We start from the raw sequence: 17,928 nt of genomic DNA, 5'->3' as shown, positions 1-17,928 counted from the left end.
TGCGTCACAAATAGTGCCGCGCGGATTCGTGGGAATGTGCGAGTCTGGACGGACAAACGGACTCATATGTTCCGAATTCGAGGAGTCTGGCCGATGTCAGCCACCGCCGAGAACCCCCCAGCGACCGTGACCGCGACCGCCGTCGAGGAGCGCGTACGCGCCCGCGTGATCAGTGACGACCCCCTCTACCGGGCGATCCCCGTCGCGCTGCGCTTCACCTCGGCGGAGCCGCTCGCCGTACGCGTCGTCTTCCCGGCGGAGCTGTCCCCCGAGGACACCGACAACGAGTGGGTCTTCCCGCGCGCCCTGCTGGAGGCGGGCCTGTCGGCGCCGACCGGGACCGGGGACGTCCGCATCTGGCCGTGCGGGCGGGTGCAGGCGATCGTCGAGTTCCACTCCCCGGAGGGGGTCGCCGTCATCCAGTTCGACATCGCGGCGCTGCGCCGCTTCCTACGCCGTACGTACGCCACCGCCACCCGGCCGGCCTAACGCCCGCCGCCGGATCACGCGCGACGGCCCCGCACCCGGGATTCCGGGTGCGGGGCCGCCGCTGTCATGCTTGGGCGCGCGTCAGGCGTCAGGCGTTGACCAGCTCGCGGTCCTTGTCCGGGTCGCCACCGGAACCGGCGTCGCCGAGGTGCTTGCGCAGGCTCTCGCCCTCCACGTCGACGTTCGGCAGGATCCGGTCGAGCCACTTCGGCAGCCACCAGGCCTTGTGGCCGAGCAGCGCCAGCACCGCCGGCACGATGGCCATGCGGACCACGAAGGCGTCGAAGAGGACGGCCACGGCCAGGCCGAAGCCGATCATCTTCACCATCGCGTCGCTCGCTCCGAGGAAGCCGGAGAAGACGGCGATCATGATGACGGCGGCGGCCACGACCACCCGGGCGCTGTACTGGAAGCCGGTCACCACGGCCTGGCCCGGGCGCTCGCCGTGGACGTACGCCTCACGCATCCGGGTGACCAGGAAGACCTCGTAGTCCATGGCCAGGCCGAAGACCACGCCGACCATGAAGATCGGCATCATCGACATGATCGGACCGGTCTGCTCCACCCCGAAGAGCGAGCCGAGCCAGCCCCACTGGAAGACCGCGACGACCGCGCCGAGGGCGGCGACGACCGACAGCAGGAAGCCGAGCGCCGCCTTCAGCGGGACCAGGACCGAGCGGAAGACCAGCATCAGCAGCAGGAAGGCGAGGCCGACCACGAGCGCCAGGTAGGGCAGCAGCGCGTCGTTCATCTTCTGCGAGAAGTCGATGTTCATCGCGGTCTGGCCGCTGACGAACACGTCCTTGCCGTTGCCCTCGCGGATCGAGTGGACCAGGTCCTCGGTCTCGACGGAGGACGGCCGGTCCTTCGGGATGACGCTGACGATCGCCGCGTCCTTGGCCTCGTTCTGCACCGGCGGCATCACGGCCGCCACCCCGTCCAGGCCCTTGATCCGCTCGGCGGTGGAGTCGGCGAGCGCCTTGTCTCCGTCGACGACCACCATCAGCGGGCCGTTGAAGCCGGGGCCGAAGCCCTCGGACAGCAGGTCGTACGCCTTGCGCTGGCTGGTGGAGGTGGGCTTGGAGCCGTCGTCCGGCAGGCCCATCTCCAGCCTGCTCGCCGGGATCGCGATGGCGCCGAGGCCGATGACGCCGACCAGCAGCACCATGACCGGGCGGCGCAGGACGAAGCGGGCCCAGCGGGTGCCGCCGTTGGCCTTGGGCTGGGCGCCGGCCGGCTTGCCCTTGCCGAACAGCCTGCTCTTCGTACCGGCGGGCAGCACCTTCTTGCCCGCGAAGCCGAGGATGGCCGGGACGAGGGTGAGGGCGACGAGCACCGCGATGACCACCGTTCCGGCGGCCGCGACACCCATCTTGGTCAGCATCGGGATGTTGACGACGGCCAGGCCCACCAGGGCGATGACCACGGTCAGACCGGCGAAGACGACTGCGGAACCAGCGGTTCCGGCGGCCCGGCCGGCCGCCTCGTCGCGCTCGCGGCCCTCGGCGAGCTCCGCGCGGTAGCGGGAGACGATGAAGAGCGCGTAGTCGATGCCGACCGCGAGGCCGATCATCATCGCGAGGGTGGAGGTGGTGGAGCCGAGGTCCAGCACGTTGGCGAGCGCGGTGATGGAGGAGACGCCGATGCCCACGCCGATCAGCGCGGTCAGCAGCGGCAGCCCGGCCGCGATCAGCGAACCGAAGGTGATGACGAGGACGATCGCCGCGATCATGATGCCGATGACCTCGCCGGAGCCGGTCTCGGGCGCCTCCATCAGCGCGTCGCCGCCGATCTCCACCTGGAGCCCGGCGCGCTGCGCGTCGTGGCCGGAGTCCTTGAGCGCGTCGCGGGTGTCGTCCTTCAGCTCCATCCCGCTGACCTTGTACTTCACGCTGACGTAGGTGGTGGTGCCGTCCTGGCTCACCGCCTTGGTCTGGTACGGGTCCTCGACGCTGGCGATCTGGGCGGCGCCGGCGCCGCCCTTCAGGCCGGAGATGAGCTTCTCGACCTCGGCCTTGGGCGCCGGGTCGGTGACCTTGGCGCCGGCCGGGGCCTTGACGACGATCCGGGCGGTGGCGCCGTCGGCGGCCATGCCCGGGAACTTCTTGTCCAGCAGGTCGAAGGCCTTCTGGGCCTCCGTGCCGGGTATGGAGAACGAGCCGGAGGTGGGTGCCGAGGCGGTCGCGGCGCCGAAGCCCGCGGCGAACAGCAGCGCCACCCAGACGAGGGCGACGAGGCCGCGGCGCCTGAAGGCACCTCGGCCGAGCCGGTAGAGGAAGGTGGCCACGTCGTGGTTCTCCCGTTTCAGGTCGTGGGATGGATCCGGGACGGATCAGGGCGTCAAAAGCCGGCCCGACGACGAGAGCGGCGTGTCAGGAACAGCGGAAAAGGCAGGCGGTACGGATACGAGTACGGGTACGGGTGCTGCGGTGCGCGGGGAGTCAGACGCCGAGGGCGGGGAAGACGACGGCGTCGACGAACTGGCCGAGGAACGCCCGGTCGACAGGCCGGTCCTCGATCAGCGGGAGCGCGATGAACGCCCCGATGAGCATGTGCGGCACGAAATCCAGCGCCGGACAGTCCGGCCGGATCTCACCCCGCTCCACAGCGCGCCGGAGCATCTCCTGGAGACCGTTCAGTTCCGGGTCCACCAGCAGGTCGCGCAGCGCCCGGTGGAGTTCCGGGCTTTCGTGGACGGCATGGGTCAGACCCCGCATGAGCGCGGTGTCCTTGGCCATCTGCGCGTCGTCGGACCGCTCGACCATCAGGGCGATGTCCCCGCGCAGCGTGCCCGTGTCGATCTCCCGCAGGGAGACCGGCTGGGTGCACCGCAGGGCCTGGGCGACCAGCTCCGGCTTGCTCCCCCACTGGCGGTAGAGGGTGGCCTTGCTGGACTTCGTACGGGCGGCGACCGCGTCCATGGTCAGCGCCTCGTAACCGACCTCGCGCAGGAGGTCGAGGACCGCCCCGTGGAGTTCGGCCTCGCGTTCGGGGGTGATCCGGCTGCGCCGGGCCGACATGACGTCGCCCACCCGGCAGCTTCCCTTCATGGCGACCCCCTCTCCGCAAGCAACTGAACGAAACCGTTTCGTACTCCTCAGACGATACCCCGCCCGCTAGCGAAACGAAACCGTTCCGTTTCGATCGGGGCGTGGCGTGGGTCACGCACCGGTCGGCACGGGCGGGTCACGCGTGGATCACCTGTACGAGTTGCCGCGCCCCCCTGCCCCGGAAAGCATTGGGGGGTGAGTCACGACGTCGCGTACCTCCGCTTCCCGCACCTGCACGACGACCTGCTGTGCTTCGCCACCGAGGACGACCTGTGGGTCGCCCCCCTGGTCCCCGCGGGCCAGAGCCCCGGCCGCGCCTGGCGGATCACCGTCGACCGGACCAGAGTCGGACACCCCCGCTTCTCCCCCGACGGGACGCACATCGCCTTCACGACCTGGCGCAGCCTCGACCCCGAGATCCACCTCGCCCCCGTAGACGGCGGCCCCGCCCGCCGGCTCACGTACTGGGGCGCCACCGACACGCGCGTCTGCGGCTGGAGCCCGCCCGACGAGGAGGGCCGCAGCGACATCCTCGCCGTCTCCTCGCACGGCCAGCCCTTCTCCTACTTCGCCTGGGCCTACTGCCTGCCCACCGACGGCAGCCCCGGCGGCCGGCTGCCCTGGGGCCCGGTCTCCGACATCGCCGTCCACGCCCCCGACGGCCCCGCCGGCGAACGCCGCAGCCTGCTGCTCACCGGCAAGCCCCCGCACGAGCCCGCCGCCTGGAAGCGCTACCGGGGCGGCGCCACCGGCCGGCTCTGGCTGCACGGGCAGCGGCTGCTGGAGGACATCGAGGGCCACCTCGACTCGCCCATGTTCGTCGACGGCCGCATCGCCTTCCTCTCCGACCACGAGGGCATCGGCAACCTCTACTCCTGCCTCCCCGACGGCACCGACCTGCGCCGCCACACCGACCACGACGAGTTCTACGCCCGGCACGCCTCCAGCGACGGCGCCCGCGTCGTCTACCAGTGCGCGGGCGACCTCTGGCTGGTGGACTCCCTCGACGCGGACGCCACCCCCCGCAAGCTGGAGGTCCGCCTCGGCGGCCCGCGCGCGGGACGGCGTACGTACCAGGTGCCGGCCGCCAGCAACGTCGACTCCCTCTCCGTCGACTCCACCGGCCGGGCCAGCGCCGTCGTCGTACGCGGCAGCCTGTACTGGCTCACCCACCGCGACGGCCCCGCCCGCACCATCGCCGACACCCCCGGCGTGCGGGTGCGGCTGCCCGAGATGCTCGGCAGCAGCGGACAGGTCGCCTACGTCACCGACGCCGAGGGCGAGGACGCGATCGAGATCGCCTCCCTGCCCCGTGCCTCCGGCGAGCGCGCCCCGCGCCGGCTGGCCTCCGGCGAGCTGGGCCGCGTACTGGAACTGCTGTCCGACCCCGAGGGGGAGCGCCTCGCCATCACCTCCAACGACGGGCGGCTGCTCCTGCTCGACGCGTCGCAGGAGGCCGACGGGGAGGTCACCGAGCTGGCCCGGTCCGAGAACGGGCCCGTCACCGACCTCGCCTTCTCCCCCGACGGCTGCTGGCTCACCTGGTCGCACCCCGGCATCGGCCGCTCCCTGCGACAGATCCGGATGGCCCGCATCTCCGGACCCGGCGCCCGCACCGTCGTCGACGTCACCAACGGCCGCTTCGAGGACGAGAACCCCGTCTTCACCCGCGACGGCCGCTACCTCGCCTTCCTGTCCTGGCGCGGATTCGACCCGGTCTACGACGTCCACACCGGCGACCTCTCCTTCCCGCTCGGCTGCCGCCCCTACCTCGTCCCGCTCTCCTCGGCCACCCCCTCCCCCTTCGCGCTCCTGCCCGACGGCCGGCCGGCGGCGGGCGGACTCGACCCCGTCGAGGGGGAACCCGGAGACGGCGACGGCTCGGTCACCGTCGAGGTGGAGGGCCTGGAGAGCCGGGTCACCCCCTTCCCCGTCGCCGCCTCCAAGTACTCCGCCCTGCACCCCGTACACGGCGGCGGCCTCGTCTGGCTGCGCTGGCCCATCTCCGGCGCCCTCGGCGAGACCTTCGCCAACCCCGCCGACACCAGCGGAAAGCCGACGCTCGAACACTTCGACATCACCAAGGCCCGCAAGAGCGAACTGGCCTCCGGCCTCGACTGGTTCGCGGCCAGCGGCGACGGCACCCGCCTCGTCCTCAACGACGACGGCGACCTGCGCGCGGTCCCCGCCACCGAATCCGGCGACAGCGACTCCACCGTCTACCTCGACCTGCGGCGCATCCTGCACGAGGTCGACCCGGCCGCCGAATGGCGCCAGGCCTACGAGGAGGCCGGACGCCTCATCCGCGCCTACTTCTGGGAACCGGGCATGTGCGGCATCGACTGGGACGCGGTACTGCGCCAGTACCGCCCCCTCGTCGAACGCGTCGCCTCCCCCGACGAGTTCGCCGACCTGCTGCGCGAGGTCCTCGGCGAACTCGGCACCTCCCACGCCTACGTCTCCCCCGCCCGCCGCAACGAGGGCCCGCCCCACTACCAGCGCGCCATCGGCCTGCTCGGCGCCAACCTCGTACACCGCGACGGGGCCTGGGCGGTCTCCCGGATCCTGCCCGGCGAGTCCTCCGACTCCAAGGCCCGCTCCCCGCTCGCCGGTACGGGCATCCGCGACGGCGCCGTCCTCACCCACGTCGACGGCCGGCCCGTCGACCCGGTGACCGGCCCCTACCCGCTGCTCGCGGCGGCCGGCGGCACCACCGTCGAACTCACCTTCCGGCCGGCCGAAGGGGAGGGCCGGGCCCGCCGCGTCGCCATCGTCCCCCTCGTCGACGAACGGCCCCTGCGCTACCAGGACTGGGTCTCCAAGCGCCGCGCGGTCGTCCGCGAGCTCAGCGGCGGCCGCTGCGGCTACCTGCACATCCCCGACATGGGCGGCTCCGGCTGGGCCCAGTTCAACCGCGACCTGCGCCTGGAGGTCTCCCGGCCCGCGCTGATCGTCGACGTACGCGGCAACGCCGGCGGGCACATCAGCGAACTCGTCATCGAGAAGCTCACCCGCTCGATCCTCGGCTGGGACCTGACCCGGGGCGCGCAGCCGGTCTCGTACGCCTCCAACGCGCCCCGCGGCCCGATCGTCGCCCTGGCCGACGAGGCGACCTCCTCCGACGGGGACATGATCACCGCCGCGTTCAAACTGCTGGGTCTCGGCCCGGTGGTGGGCCAGCGGACCTGGGGCGGTGTGGTCGGGATGACCGGCCGGCACACCCTGGGCGACGGCACCGTCATCACGGTGCCGATGAACGCCGCCTGGTTCCCGGAGTACGGCTGGTCGGTGGAGAACCACGGCGTGGAGCCCGACCTGGCGATCCTGCGCACACCGCTCGACTGGGCGGAGGGCCGCCACGCCCAGCTGGACGACGCCGTACACCTGGCGCTGGAGCTGCTGGAACAGGACCCCGCCGCCGTACCGCCCGGCTACACCGACGTACCGGACCGGCGCCGGCCGAAGCTGCCACCGCGGTAGGCGAGGCAGCAGGGGGCGCGCGGAAGGGGCCCGGTCGGTGGACCGGGCCCCTCGCTCGTACCGCTCGTACCGCGCGTCAGGCGTGACGACTTACCGGCCTATCGGTCTACCGGTCTATCGGTCTACCGGCTCTACCGGTCGAAACTGTCGTCGAATTCCTCACGGGCCTTCCGCGCCTGCGGGCGCGCGGCCGGCTCGGTCGGCGCGGAGCGCTCGGACGCCTCGTCCCGGGCGGCATGCGCCGTGGTCTCGGCCCGCTCCGCCAGCTGCTTCGCCTTCGCGTGGAACTGATCCTTCAGACCCATGCTGTCCTCCTGAAAGGGATGCCCGGCCCGGACCGGCCCGGCCGTGCTCGGCCCGATCAGCCTGGCACGGCCCGACATTCCTCGCATTCCGACCGAAACTTCGACGGGAGTCCCGGCCGGACGAGTCGACTCGACGGGCCGGCTAGACGTGCCGGGCCCGCTCCTCCTCGTCCGCCGCCCCGCCCGCTCCCACGAGCCCCTTCGAGACGCTCGCCAGCCGCGGCTCGAAGCGCCTCATCTCCCGCTGCCCGACGGTTGCGATGATCCCCGGCAGGTAACCCCGCATCCCCTGCATACCGCGCAGCCACCACTGCGCGTACACGTGCGGCGAGCGGCGCTCGATGCCGGCCACGATGCGGTCGACGGCCGGCCCGAGCGGATACGTCCGGTTCGAGGGCCACGGCAGCCGCTGCCGCAGTTCCCGCATCACCTCGTTCTCGTCGGCGCCGCGCACCATGTCGGTGTCGGTCCAGGACAGGTAACCGACGCCCACCTTGACGCCCTTGTACCCGACCTCGGCGCGCAGGCAGTGCGCGAACGCCTCGACCCCCGACTTGGAGGCGCAGTACGCCGTCATCATCGGCGCGGGGGTGATCGCGGCGAGCGAGGCGATCTGGAGGAAGTAGCCGCGGCTCTCGGTGAGGACGGGCAGGAAGGCGCGAGCGGTGACCGCCCCGCCGATCAGGTTGACCTCGATCACCCGGCGCCAGGCCTCGGGGTCGGAGTCGGCGAAGGGCCCGCCGGCGGCGACGCCCGCGTTGGCGACGACGACGTCGACCTTCCCGAACCGCTCCTTGACCTCCCCCGCGACCCGGGCCATCGCCTCGTGGTCGGTGACGTCGGCGTACCAGTGGGCGCTGTCGGTGTGCAGCCGCTCCGAGACCTCCTTGAGGGCCTCGGGCTCCAGCCCGACCAGCGCTACCTTCGCGCCCCGCGCGGACAGCTTGCGGGCGAGCAGCTCGCCGACCCCGCGGGCGGCGCCGGTGACGACGGCGACCTGGCCTTCCAGACTCCTCTGAGCGCTCACGCGACGTTCTCCTTCTCGGTCTCGTCCGCCGCCTGCCCGGCCTGCCCGGTCTGCTGCGACGGCACGGTCTTGTCGACTTGTCGATCTTCTGGGTGCCGCAGGTGCCGGGACGTCAGTTCGCGGACGGCCCCGGTGACCGCCTCGGGCGCCTCCACCGGGGTCATGTGGCCGACACCGGTGAGTTCGGTGAGGCCGACGCAGTGCGGCAGCGCGGTCGCCAGCCCCCGGGCGTGCGCCAGGGGCGTGAGCCGGTCGTCCCGGCCGGCGAGCACGGCGGTCGGCACGGCCAGCCGGCCGACCTCGACGTCCAGGTCCAGCCCGGCCAGCACCCGCGACCAGGCGCGGCGGACCGGCGCCGGGCAGCCGTGGACGATCCGTGCGCAGGCCTCGACCCGCTCGGGCGCCGAACCGGGCGCCATGGTCGCGTACCGGAGCACGGCGCGCGCCGCGGGCGTGACCGGCCCGAGGGGGGCGCGTGCCGCGAGGACCGCGCCGGTCATACGGGTCCGCACGCGCCCGGCGCGCAGCGGCAGTACGGTCGACCGCTCGACCAGCCCGGAGCTGCCGGTGCTGCACAGCAGGGCGGCCGCGACGTGCTCGGTGAACTCGGGCCGCCCGGCGGCGGCCATGACCGTCATCCCTCCCATGGAGTGCCCGGCGACGACGGCCCGCTCCCCGGGGGCGAGCGTGGCCCCGAGCACGGCGACGAGGTCGTCCGCGAGCACGCCGGTGCTGTAGGCGGGACCGCCGGCCGGGCTGCGGCCGTGGCCGCGCTGGTCGTAGGCGACGACCCGGTGGTCCCGGGCCAGTTCGCGTATCTGGGCCGCCCAGAAGGCGGTGGAACAGGTCCAGCCGTGGGAGAGCACCACCGCCGGGGCCCCCTCCTCGCCGTGCACCTCCACGTGCAGCCGCGCCCCGTCGGCGGAGACCGCGTGCAGCGTGCGGGCGGGGGCGGGCGGCGCGTACCGCCCGCTCGTGACGTGCGCCGGCCGGCTCACGCGGCCCCCCGCCCGGCGCCCCGGTCCGCCTCGGCCGCCGCGGGTACCCGGTCGCGCTCCTTCTCCCGTACGCGTACGACCTCGTACTCGGACAGGTCGACGGTCCGCGTCTCCTTGCGGAACTCGCCCGTCGTGCCCGGCCAGACGGTGGTGTTGCGGCCCTGGGCGTCCAGGTACCAGCTCGTGCAACCGCCGGTGTTCCACACGGTCCGCTCCATCCGGGCCTGGACGCGCCGGTTCCACTGGTTGACGGCGGAGGGCCGGGCCGCGAGCGCGGCGCGCCCGCCCAGGACGCCGAGCTGGCGCATGTAGTCGGCCATGTAGTTCAGCTGCGACTCGATCATCAGGATCATCGAACTGTTCCCGAGGCCGGTGTTCGGGCCGATGATCGTCATCCAGTTGGGGAAGCCGGCGGCCGTCGCCCCGCGCAGCGACTGCATCCCGTCCTTCCAGGTGTCGGCCAGGGTCCGGCCGTCCGCGCCCACGACCCGGTCGGCGATCGGCATGTCCGTGACGTGGAAGCCGGTGCCGAAGATGATGGCGTCCACCTCCGTCTGCGTCCCGTCGGCGGCGACGAGCATCGACCCCCAGATCTCCTTCAGCCCGGAGGCGACCAGGTCCACGTCGGGCCGGGCGAGCGCCGGATAGTACTCGCTGGAGAGCAGGATCCGCTTGCAGCCGATCCGGTACGAGGGCGTCAGCTTGGCCCGCAGCGCCGGGTCCTTGATCGAACGCGCCATGTTGGCCTTGGCGAGCGACTCGACGAGCCCGAGCTGCTGGGGGCGCTTGGTGAAGGCGCTGACCTGGAGCTCGCGGATCCCCCACAGCAGCCCGCGCCGCGCCGCCCGGGTGAAGGGCAGCTGGCGGTGCAGCCAGCGCTCGACAGCGCTGATGGCCCGGTCGGTGCGCGGCATGACCCACGGCGGGGTGCGCTGGAACAGCGTGAGCCGCTCCACCTCGGGCGCGATGGCCGGCACGATCTGGATGGCCGAGGCGCCCGTCCCGATCATGGCGACGCGCTTGCCGCGCAGGTCGTAGTCGTGGTCCCAGCGCGCCGAGTGGAAGACCTTGCCGGGGAACTCCGCGAGCCCCGGGATCTCCGGCATCTTCGGGTCGGACAGCGGCCCGGTCGCGGAGACGACGACGTCGGCGGTGAGGTCCCCGGCGGAGGTCTCGATCTCCCAGCGCAGCTCGTCCGCGTCCCAGCGCATCAGCTCGACCTCGTGACCGAGGCGGATGTGCCGGCGCAGCCCGAAGGTGTCGGCGACGTGCTCCAGGTACTCCCGGATGGCCGGCTGCCCGGAGAAGGTGCGCGGCCAGTCGGGGTTGGGCGCGAAGGAGAAGGAGTAGAGGTGGGACGGCACGTCGCAGGCGCATCCCGGATAACTGTTGTCCCGCCAGGTGCCGCCGACCGAGTCGGCCCGTTCCAGGACCACGAAGTCCGTGATCCCCTCGCGCCGCAGCCGTACGGCCGCCCCGAGCCCACCGAACCCGGACCCGATCACCGCCACCCGTACGTGTTCACGCCCGCCCGCGCCCTTGCCGTTGCCGCCGCCCATACCCGCCGCCTCCGCTTCCGCCAGCCAGTCCAGCCACCACACCGCGCACCACACCAACCCTGCCAGCAATCACTGGCACAATCGGGAGAGTAGAGCAGCCCCGTACCCATGGGTAGGGGTCGCGCCCGGAAAGTTACCGCCGGTACGCCCTAGGCTGCGGGTGTGGCGGAAAAATCACCGACGACGGAGGCCGGAAGCACAGTGCGCGAGTACCGGACGGAGGAACTGGCCGAAGCCGCCGGTATACCCGTCCGCACCCTGCGCTTCTACCGCGAGCGCAGACTCCTGCCGCCCCCGCGCCGCGAGGGCCGCATCGCCTGGTACGACGACCAGCACCTGGCCCGCCTGCGCACCATCGCCGCCCTCCTGGAACGCGGCCACACCCTCGGCGGCATCGCCGAACTGACCGCCGCCTTCGAACAGGGCCGCGACGTCGGCCAGCTCGGACGCCTGCTCGGCATCGGCTGGTCCGAGGAGACCCCCGTCCGGCTCACCCCCGAGGCCCTGGCCGACTACTTCGAGGGCGAGGTCACCCCGGAGAACCTGGCCGCCTCCCTGGACCTCGGCTACCTCGCCACCGACGGCGAGGAGATCGTGCACGTCAGCCGCCGGCTGCTGGACGTCTCCTCCGCCCTGGTCCGCGAGGGCGTGCCGCTCGCGGCGGTCCTGGAGACGGGCCGCCGGGTCCGCGCGCACGCCGACGCCCTGGCGGCCCTGTTCACCGAGCTGCTCGCCACCCACCTGAGCGGCGACGAGGACGCCGTCACCCGCCTGCGCCCGCTCGCCAAGAGCGTGGTCGAGGCGGAACTCACCATGGCGATGGACCGCCTGCACCAGAACGGGCCCGCCACCCCGGAACCCCAGAGGCCGGGTTCCCCGCCTCAGACCCCGAGCTCGTAGACGACGGTCACGGGCGCGTGGTCGGACCAGCGCTCCGGGTGCGTCTCGGCGCGCTCGACGAAGGCCTTCACGGCCCGGCCGGCCAGCCCCGGGGTCGCCACCTGGAGGTCGATGCGCCAGCCGGCGTCGTTGTCGAAGGCCCGCCCGCGGTAGGACCACCAGGAGTACGGACCCTCGGCGTCCGGGTGCAGCGCCCGCACCACGTCCACGTAACCGCCCTCCTCGTACACCGCACCGAGCCACTCCCGCTCCTCGGGCAGGAAGCCGGCGTTCTTGCGGTTGGTCTTCCAGTTCTTGAGGTCGGCTTCCCGGTGGCAGATGTTCCAGTCGCCGCACACCACGACCTCGCGCCCGTCGGCGGCGGCCCGCGCCTTCAGCTCCCCCAGATAGAGGGAGAACTCCGCCATGAACCGGTACTTCTCGTCCTGCTTCTCGGTCCCGGCCTCCCCGGACGGCAGGTAGAGGCTCGCGACGGTCACCCCGGGCAGGTCGGCCTCGACGTACCGCCCGCTCGCGTCGAACTCGTCACTCCCGAAGCCGACCTGCACCCGCTCCGGCTCCCGCCGCGTGTACAGCGCGACCCCGGCCCGCCCCTTGGCGGCGGCCGGCGCGAACACGGTGTGCCAGCCCTCCGGCTCCCGCGCCTCCACCGGAATCTGCCCCTCCTCCGCCCGCACCTCTTGCAGGCAGACGACGTCGGCGTCGGATCCGGCGAGCCACTCCACGAACCCCTTCTTGGCGGCGGCGCGGATCCCATTCACATTCACGGAGGTCACAGTGAGCATCCCTGCACCCTAGCGGGAGGCTTCCGTACGATATTCGAATGTCTCACGGTATAAACCTCCGCCCCGTACCGTACGACCACCCGGACGCGACCACGCTCGACGCCCAGGTCCAGGTCGAATACCGGACCCGCTACGACGGCGAGGGCGACGCGACCTTCCTCGACCCGGCGATGTTCGTCCCGCCGAACGGCCTCTACCTCCTCGCCTACGACACCGCCGACTCCGCCGTGGGCAGCGGCGGCTGGCGCCGCCAGGACCACAACGAGGAGGGCTACGCGGACGGCGACGCCGAGATCAAGCGCATGTACGTGGTCCCCCACGCCCGGGGCCTCGGCCTGGCCCGCCGCATCCTGGCGGACCTCGAAGCCGACGCCCGCGCGGCGGGCCGCACCCGCATGGTCCTGGAGACGGGCGACCAGCAACCCGAGGCGATCGCCCTCTACCTCTCCTCGGGCTACACCCCGTCCCCCAAGTTCGGCTACTACCGCGACTACCCCTCCAGCCGCTGCATGGCCAAACCCCTCCACCCCTGACCCCGACCCCGGCCGGCCGCAAGGCCGGACGGGGCCTCTGCGGGGCCGCCGGCTTTCCGGCGACACGTTCGCGGAAAGTCAGACCTCTTCCCAGGGCGTGGGAACGGGGCGCCGACGCCACCACCAGCCGACCGAGGCCTGTTCGGACACGCCCGTCAACTCCCTGCGAAGGCTTCCCGACGGGTCTTCCTCTGTTGCGGCGACGAACCGGCTGTCCACTTCCGCCAAGGCCTTGTCGAGCAGCTCGGTGACCTCCCGAGGCAGCCGGGCAGCGATGCCGACGAGCCTGTCGCGAGCTTCCAGCCGTTCCCGATAGAGGCCGGCCGGATACCACCCCGAGGGCGCCCACCCGGATTCCATCTGCCGGATGAGCCGCTCCCACACGACCAGGTTGCCCTTCACGCACCACATCGGACTGCCCGTGCCGCCGTCGAGGGAAAGCCGTGCCAGCTCCGAGGCCGATGCGCGCACCCGCTCCACCGACGCCGCGAAGGCTTCGGCCACGGGGGTGTCCGGCTTCTGTTCCCGCACGATGTCGGCAAACCTCGTCACGACCGCCCGGGGCAGCTGCGGCACCGGCGCCTCGGCGGCGGTGACCTCGTACAGCGGAGGCTCGTCGTCGGAGAGCTCAAGCCGGACGCGCGTGAGAAGGCCCTCCGGCGTCACTGCCCAATAGGCACTCGGAAGTACTTCGGCAGCGGGGAACAGGACTGTCGTAGCGGCCGCCTCCGCGAACCTCGCGGCGACCTCGGACTCAGCCGGCTGATCAGCCACCTCGCCCTGCACGTAGATGTCCAACGACCAGGCGATATCACCGCGGACTGCCCGGTGTTCACACGAAACGGGCGCATCCCAGTTCCGGAGATCGGGGTCGCCGTCAGCGTCGGCAACGTCCACCTCACCGACGGCGACGCCAATGCTCGCAGCAAGCGCGACACCCATCGCCTGAGGGCTGACGACGCCGACGGTAAGGATGTTGTACGTCACGGATACACCCCGTTGCAGATGGCCAGAGCCTTCTCGGCGATGCCCGGCTTGTTGGTGAAGCGCGGGTTTCCGGTTACGCCGCCCGCAGCCCGCCCGAGTTCGGACACCACCCCGTACGCACCCCGCAAACGCCGAAATCCCGCCCCGCCTTTCGGCGGAACAGGATCTCATGTCGTTTTCGGAAGCTACTCGCGAACTGTCGTTTGTGGGCCGTTCACGAGTACCGCCGACCTGAGCCGATGCAGCCTCTCGAAGATCGCTCCCCAGCTCCAGGGTGATCGTTTCCCGGCTGGACCGGGGTCAGTCCCACCAGAACGGGGAAGACGCCTGCGCCGTCCCATGTCACGCACGGGGCCGTCCTCACTGGCCCGGTACCCCCGGTTAGGGTGCTGAGCGAACGCGCGTCACCACGGGGGATTCCACATGAGCGACGACAAACTGCCCGAACCGTCCCAGCTACCGCTGACCCCAGACGAGCTGAAGAAACACAACTCCCTCTGGGCCGGCGGCCTGACCAAGGCCCCGCCCGCGGGCAGCTACCACGACCCGCTCGTCCCTGCCCCCCTTCAGCAGACCCCGCTCCAGGAGCCATACCCGTTCCTCAAGCCGGCCCCCAAGGCCGGGCCGCACCAGGACGGCGAGGTCCTGAGGATCGAGCCGTCCATCCTCACCAAGGCCGCCGGCAGCGCGGACGAGATCCACACCGCCTTCACCAAGCCCGCCGCCGCACTCCAAGGACCCGCGCAGGCGGCGGCGTCGGCCATGGGCGGCTGGGAGACGGCCTTCGCCCTGCGGGCCGCCCACAAGCAGTGGGAGACCCAGGCCGGCACGGTGGCGGGCTGGCTCGCTCAGATCGCGGAGAGCCTCCGGACCGGGGCACGGGACTACACGAAGACGGACCACGAGATCGAAGAGGCGTTCCGGGGGATCAAGCCCCGCAAGTCGCTGCTGGAGGGCCTCTGATGGCCTCGTTCTACCAGGAGGTCCTGGACACCGACCTCGGGCCACTGCAGAACCTCGCGGACCGGTGGCGCACCTCGCACGAGGCGATAGGCAAGCTCGGCAAGCGGGTCCACGACGAGATGCTCCAGCCGCTGCGGGACAAGGGCTACTGGGAGGGTGCGGCGGCCCCGTACGCCTGGCGGATGATCGACGACATCGAGCGCCAGCTCGACGACGCCACCAAGGTCGCGGCGGGTGTGATCGGTGTTGGTTCAACGCCAAGCCCCAGCACCAGCACATCGACTCCACCCACATGATCGGCTACGAGGAGTACAACGCGCTCAACCGCGCCATCCAGGGCAAGTCCCCGTACCAGCTGCCCGACAGCGACGACCCGTACGACCTGGGCTTCGGATGGCTCCTCGGCGAGGGGCCGCGCGACCGGCACTACGAGGCCGGGGACGAGATGACCGAGCTCATCCGCGAGAGCGAGAGCATGAAGAAGCTCCGGGCGGACACCCTCGACGAGTGGCACAAGGAGGGCAACGCATCGGGCACGGTCCACTACTCGATCTCCGACGGCGGCAAGATCGGCGCGCTCAAGAAGCTGATCACGACGGACATCCCCGCCATCGTCACCGGGGACCCGAAGCACCTCGGCGAAGCCTTCACCGGCTCCTACTCCCTCGACTACGACGTGCGGGGGCAGGACCCCGACGGCTCCCTGGTCGTGCAGTACAAGTTGAAGAACGCCACCAGCAATGAATCGTTCCTGCACTTCATCGGCTACTACGACTGGCTCAAGAGCACGAACCGGGACGAGGGCGTCCTTTCCCGTCCGCCAGGAGATCACCTGGACCGAACGCATCCCGGCCGGAGGGAAGTAACCCCATGATCCGCCCCCTGCGCGCGCTCACGATGGCCGCAGCCCTCTCCGTGCTGACGCTCCACCTCACCGGGTGCGGCGCCTCCAGCGCGTTCGAACGCTGCGTACCGCCCGAGGCCCCAGCCGCGGGCGGCAGCGAACTCACCGGCACCTACCGGGGCAAACGCGACGCGGAAGGTGTCAGCCTCACGCTCTCGCTCACCCCCGGCCACAACGGCGGCACCCTCACAGCGGAGAACTGGCCCACCGGCGACTACTACCGCGCGGAGCTGGGCGCCACCTTCAAGGGCTCGGGCACCTGGGAGATCGACACCCCCTCGAACCCCAAGGACCATCCCCTGGTCCACCTCTACTTCACCCAGCCGCACGACTGGATGTCGGGTGACACGGTCGACCGCCTGTCCGTCGCCATGGACTCCACCAGAACGGTCCTCTACGAGAACTCCGATCCGGACACGTGCCCGAACTTCCGCCTGGACCTCACCAAGACGAGCTGACGCCTCGAAAGGATCGGAAGAACTCATCCACCGGCGTCGAGTCGGCCGGCGTCTGGCGTTCGATCGGAGGTGGTGTGGATGACGGTGCGGTGACGAGCATCAGTACCGACCATTGAAGGTCCACTTCCGGATGGACGTGGATGAGGACGGCTGGCCGCCTGCGAGCGCTTCGGAGAACTGCACGGTCCGGCTGATCGTGCTGAAGGACGGCGGTTCAGCCGCGGTCTGGCAGAGTGTTCTGGAGATCTTCCACAGCCTCGGTACGACCGGTGAGGGCATCGAGCGGTACCGGATGGTGGCTCTGGATGTCCCGTCGGCGGCCGACTTGCCGAAGATCCGCAAGCTTTTGGAACACGGTGAAGCCGAGGGATGGTGGCACTGGGATGAGGGGGCGGTTACTCGTGCCCCTGAGGTGGTGTCGCGTTCTCACCGGCGTTCGGCGTCGAGCCATTCGTCGCTGTTCCACATGACGGGCATGGCGCCGACTGGTTCGAACCGGATGTCGGGGTCGCTGCTGTGGATCAGGCAGAAGAAGCGGCGTTGGAGCACCGCCGCGCGCCGGCCCTGGTCGGCGACGATGTCCAGAACGACCTGGGCCGCTCGTGGGCAAGCGGCGACGAAGCGGTCGTAGTCGGTGATGGACAGGACGACCCCGGTGCCTTCTGGTGAGTCGTCGTACGGGCCGTAGCAGGCCACGTCGCGGAGACAGTCGTTGAGCGCGTCGAGGTTGTGGCCGTAGTAGTCGGGGAACTGCAGCGCGGCGGCGACATCCCGGTGCATGTCCTGCTCGGAGGCCCACTCGCCCGCGGCGAGGCGAATGACATGGAAGCCTTGGTCTTCCAGCCGCAGGACGGCTTCCGAGAGGAGCCGCCGACGCCAGAAGAGGGTGACGAAGGTGTTCACCATGAATTCGATGCCGGGAGGCCTGGTTGTTCGGACAGCCGGTGCTGCCGGCGTGGCGGTTTCGCGCCGGAAGTCGTCCAGCAGCTGAAAGAACTCGGCGACCGGGGTGGATTCCGGGGGCGTACTGCGTTCGATCTCGGCAGCCCAGCCGAGAGAGCTGTGTGTCCCGCGACGCTCGTGAAGCCATTGCGTGAATTGCTCTTCGGGCCAGAAGTCGAAGGGTTCGTCGATCGCGTGCACGCCGAGCGCGACGCGGTAGCCGGTGAGGACCGCCTCCAGATGATGGAGTGAGCCTCCTGGCAACCACATGCCAGGCCTCAGCCGGATCTGGTCCAGGAAGTCGTACACGTCCGCGCAGTCCTGCCAATGTTTGACGGTGTTCTGCGGGCTGTCCTCGATCGGCATGAGGTGAGCCTACGGGGCGGGCAGGAGTGGTCTTTCAGCGGAGGAGTGCCTACGCGAGGCGGGTGGGCTTGGCCGTTTGGAGCACCTGCGGTCGCTCTCTGCGATCTTGTTGCGGCTCGCTCTGGTTTGGCTGGGGCTTCCAGTGCCGTGAGGTCCAGGTGCTCTGGGTGGACGCGCGCCGC

17 protein-coding genes and 1 pseudogene are annotated in these 17,928 nt (G+C 71.2%); 9 read left to right on the top strand and 9 right to left on the bottom strand.

What is annotated here, in order from left to right; translation table 11 throughout:
* Positions 1–93: 93 nt before the first annotated feature.
* Positions 94–489 carry an SsgA family sporulation/cell division regulator gene (locus ACZ6ZT_RS17530; RefSeq protein WP_469720043.1) on the top strand — a complete coding sequence of 132 codons (396 nt, stop codon included), beginning with the start codon at positions 94–96 and terminating at the stop codon, positions 487–489.
* An 88-nt stretch (positions 490–577) separates the two neighbouring features.
* Here ACZ6ZT_RS17530 and ACZ6ZT_RS17525 read toward each other — a convergent pair whose 3' ends face one another.
* Together ACZ6ZT_RS17525 and ACZ6ZT_RS17520 are read right to left on the bottom strand one after the other, a co-directional pair.
* The gene (locus ACZ6ZT_RS17525) at positions 578–2,776 is read right to left on the bottom strand and encodes an MMPL family transporter (protein ID WP_469720042.1); all 2,199 of its coding nucleotides are present in this window, start codon (positions 2,774–2,776) and stop codon (positions 578–580) included.
* Positions 2,777–2,930: 154 nt separating this feature from the next.
* On the bottom strand, positions 2,931–3,509 hold the full coding sequence (locus ACZ6ZT_RS17520) for a TetR/AcrR family transcriptional regulator (RefSeq protein ID WP_469720166.1): 579 nt from the start codon (positions 3,507–3,509) through the stop codon (positions 2,931–2,933).
* Positions 3,510–3,734: 225 nt separating this feature from the next.
* On the opposite strand from ACZ6ZT_RS17520, the gene ACZ6ZT_RS17515 reads away from it, so the two are divergent.
* Complete coding sequence (locus tag ACZ6ZT_RS17515; protein WP_469720041.1) at positions 3,735–7,019, top strand: S41 family peptidase; 3,285 nt, start codon at positions 3,735–3,737, stop codon at positions 7,017–7,019.
* A gap of 131 nt (positions 7,020–7,150) precedes the next feature.
* Here ACZ6ZT_RS17515 and ACZ6ZT_RS17510 read toward each other — a convergent pair whose 3' ends face one another.
* The 4 genes from ACZ6ZT_RS17510 to ACZ6ZT_RS17495 all read right to left on the bottom strand — a co-directional run bounded on the left by ACZ6ZT_RS17510 (position 7,151) and on the right by ACZ6ZT_RS17495 (position 10,908).
* Positions 7,151–7,324, bottom strand: coding sequence for a hypothetical protein (locus tag ACZ6ZT_RS17510; RefSeq protein WP_469720040.1), 174 nt, complete (start codon positions 7,322–7,324; stop codon positions 7,151–7,153).
* 142 nt (positions 7,325–7,466) lie between these two features.
* Positions 7,467–8,351 carry an SDR family oxidoreductase gene (locus ACZ6ZT_RS17505; RefSeq protein WP_469720039.1) on the bottom strand — a complete coding sequence of 295 codons (885 nt, stop codon included), beginning with the start codon at positions 8,349–8,351 and terminating at the stop codon, positions 7,467–7,469.
* Complete coding sequence (locus tag ACZ6ZT_RS17500) at positions 8,348–9,349, bottom strand: alpha/beta fold hydrolase (protein ID WP_469720038.1); 1,002 nt, start codon at positions 9,347–9,349, stop codon at positions 8,348–8,350. The genes ACZ6ZT_RS17505 and ACZ6ZT_RS17500 overlap by 4 nt, the downstream gene beginning before the upstream one ends.
* Positions 9,346–10,908: a flavin-containing monooxygenase gene (locus ACZ6ZT_RS17495; RefSeq protein WP_469720165.1), complete on the bottom strand. Its 1,563-nt coding sequence runs from the start codon at positions 10,906–10,908 to the stop codon at positions 9,346–9,348. Before ACZ6ZT_RS17495 ends, ACZ6ZT_RS17500 begins: the two co-directional genes overlap by 4 nt.
* Before the next feature lie 162 nt (positions 10,909–11,070).
* On the opposite strand from ACZ6ZT_RS17495, the gene ACZ6ZT_RS17490 reads away from it, so the two are divergent.
* Positions 11,071–11,808 carry a MerR family transcriptional regulator gene (locus ACZ6ZT_RS17490; protein WP_469720037.1) on the top strand — a complete coding sequence of 246 codons (738 nt, stop codon included), beginning with the start codon at positions 11,071–11,073 and terminating at the stop codon, positions 11,806–11,808.
* Here the strand turns inward: ACZ6ZT_RS17490 and ACZ6ZT_RS17485 are convergent.
* The gene (locus ACZ6ZT_RS17485; RefSeq protein ID WP_469720036.1) at positions 11,790–12,593 is read right to left on the bottom strand and encodes an exodeoxyribonuclease III; all 804 of its coding nucleotides are present in this window, start codon (positions 12,591–12,593) and stop codon (positions 11,790–11,792) included. The genes ACZ6ZT_RS17490 and ACZ6ZT_RS17485 overlap by 19 nt on opposite strands.
* Positions 12,594–12,631: 38 nt before the next feature.
* On the opposite strand from ACZ6ZT_RS17485, the gene ACZ6ZT_RS17480 reads away from it, so the two are divergent.
* Positions 12,632–13,126 (top strand): GNAT family N-acetyltransferase, encoded by a 495-nt coding sequence (locus ACZ6ZT_RS17480; protein ID WP_469720035.1) that lies wholly within the window; start codon positions 12,632–12,634, stop codon positions 13,124–13,126.
* A gap of 78 nt (positions 13,127–13,204) precedes the next feature.
* Here ACZ6ZT_RS17480 and ACZ6ZT_RS17475 read toward each other — a convergent pair whose 3' ends face one another.
* Complete coding sequence (locus tag ACZ6ZT_RS17475; RefSeq protein ID WP_469720034.1) at positions 13,205–14,113, bottom strand: hypothetical protein; 909 nt, start codon at positions 14,111–14,113, stop codon at positions 13,205–13,207.
* A 423-nt stretch (positions 14,114–14,536) separates the two neighbouring features.
* Here ACZ6ZT_RS17475 and ACZ6ZT_RS17470 point away from each other — a divergent pair, with 423 nt between their 5' ends.
* The 5 genes and pseudogenes from ACZ6ZT_RS17470 to ACZ6ZT_RS17450 all read left to right on the top strand — a co-directional run.
* On the top strand, positions 14,537–15,076 hold the full coding sequence (locus ACZ6ZT_RS17470; RefSeq protein WP_469720033.1) for a WXG100 family type VII secretion target: 540 nt from the start codon (positions 14,537–14,539) through the stop codon (positions 15,074–15,076).
* Positions 15,076–15,372, top strand: coding sequence for a hypothetical protein (locus ACZ6ZT_RS17465; protein WP_469720032.1), 297 nt, complete (start codon positions 15,076–15,078; stop codon positions 15,370–15,372). The genes ACZ6ZT_RS17470 and ACZ6ZT_RS17465 overlap by 1 nt, the downstream gene beginning before the upstream one ends.
* On the top strand, positions 15,369–15,950 hold the full coding sequence (locus tag ACZ6ZT_RS17460) for a hypothetical protein (RefSeq protein ID WP_469720031.1): 582 nt from the start codon (positions 15,369–15,371) through the stop codon (positions 15,948–15,950). Before ACZ6ZT_RS17465 ends, ACZ6ZT_RS17460 begins: the two co-directional genes overlap by 4 nt.
* The gene (locus ACZ6ZT_RS17455; RefSeq protein WP_469720030.1) at positions 15,947–16,438 is read left to right on the top strand and encodes a hypothetical protein; all 492 of its coding nucleotides are present in this window, start codon (positions 15,947–15,949) and stop codon (positions 16,436–16,438) included. The genes ACZ6ZT_RS17460 and ACZ6ZT_RS17455 overlap by 4 nt, the downstream gene beginning before the upstream one ends.
* 130 nt (positions 16,439–16,568) lie before the next feature.
* Positions 16,569–16,760 (top strand): annotated as a pseudogene (locus ACZ6ZT_RS17450) (DUF4265 domain-containing protein); the annotation flags it as partial.
* 104 nt (positions 16,761–16,864) lie between these two features.
* Here the strand turns inward: ACZ6ZT_RS17450 and ACZ6ZT_RS17445 are convergent.
* Positions 16,865–17,746, bottom strand: coding sequence for a barstar family protein (locus ACZ6ZT_RS17445; protein WP_469720029.1), 882 nt, complete (start codon positions 17,744–17,746; stop codon positions 16,865–16,867).
* Between the last annotated feature and the right edge of the window lie 182 nt (positions 17,747–17,928).

It is taken from the genome of Streptomyces sp. NPDC102258, from assembly GCF_055584685.1.
The sequence above is the reverse complement of the archived record's forward strand: the minus strand, read 5'-3'. Positions and strand labels throughout refer to the sequence as shown.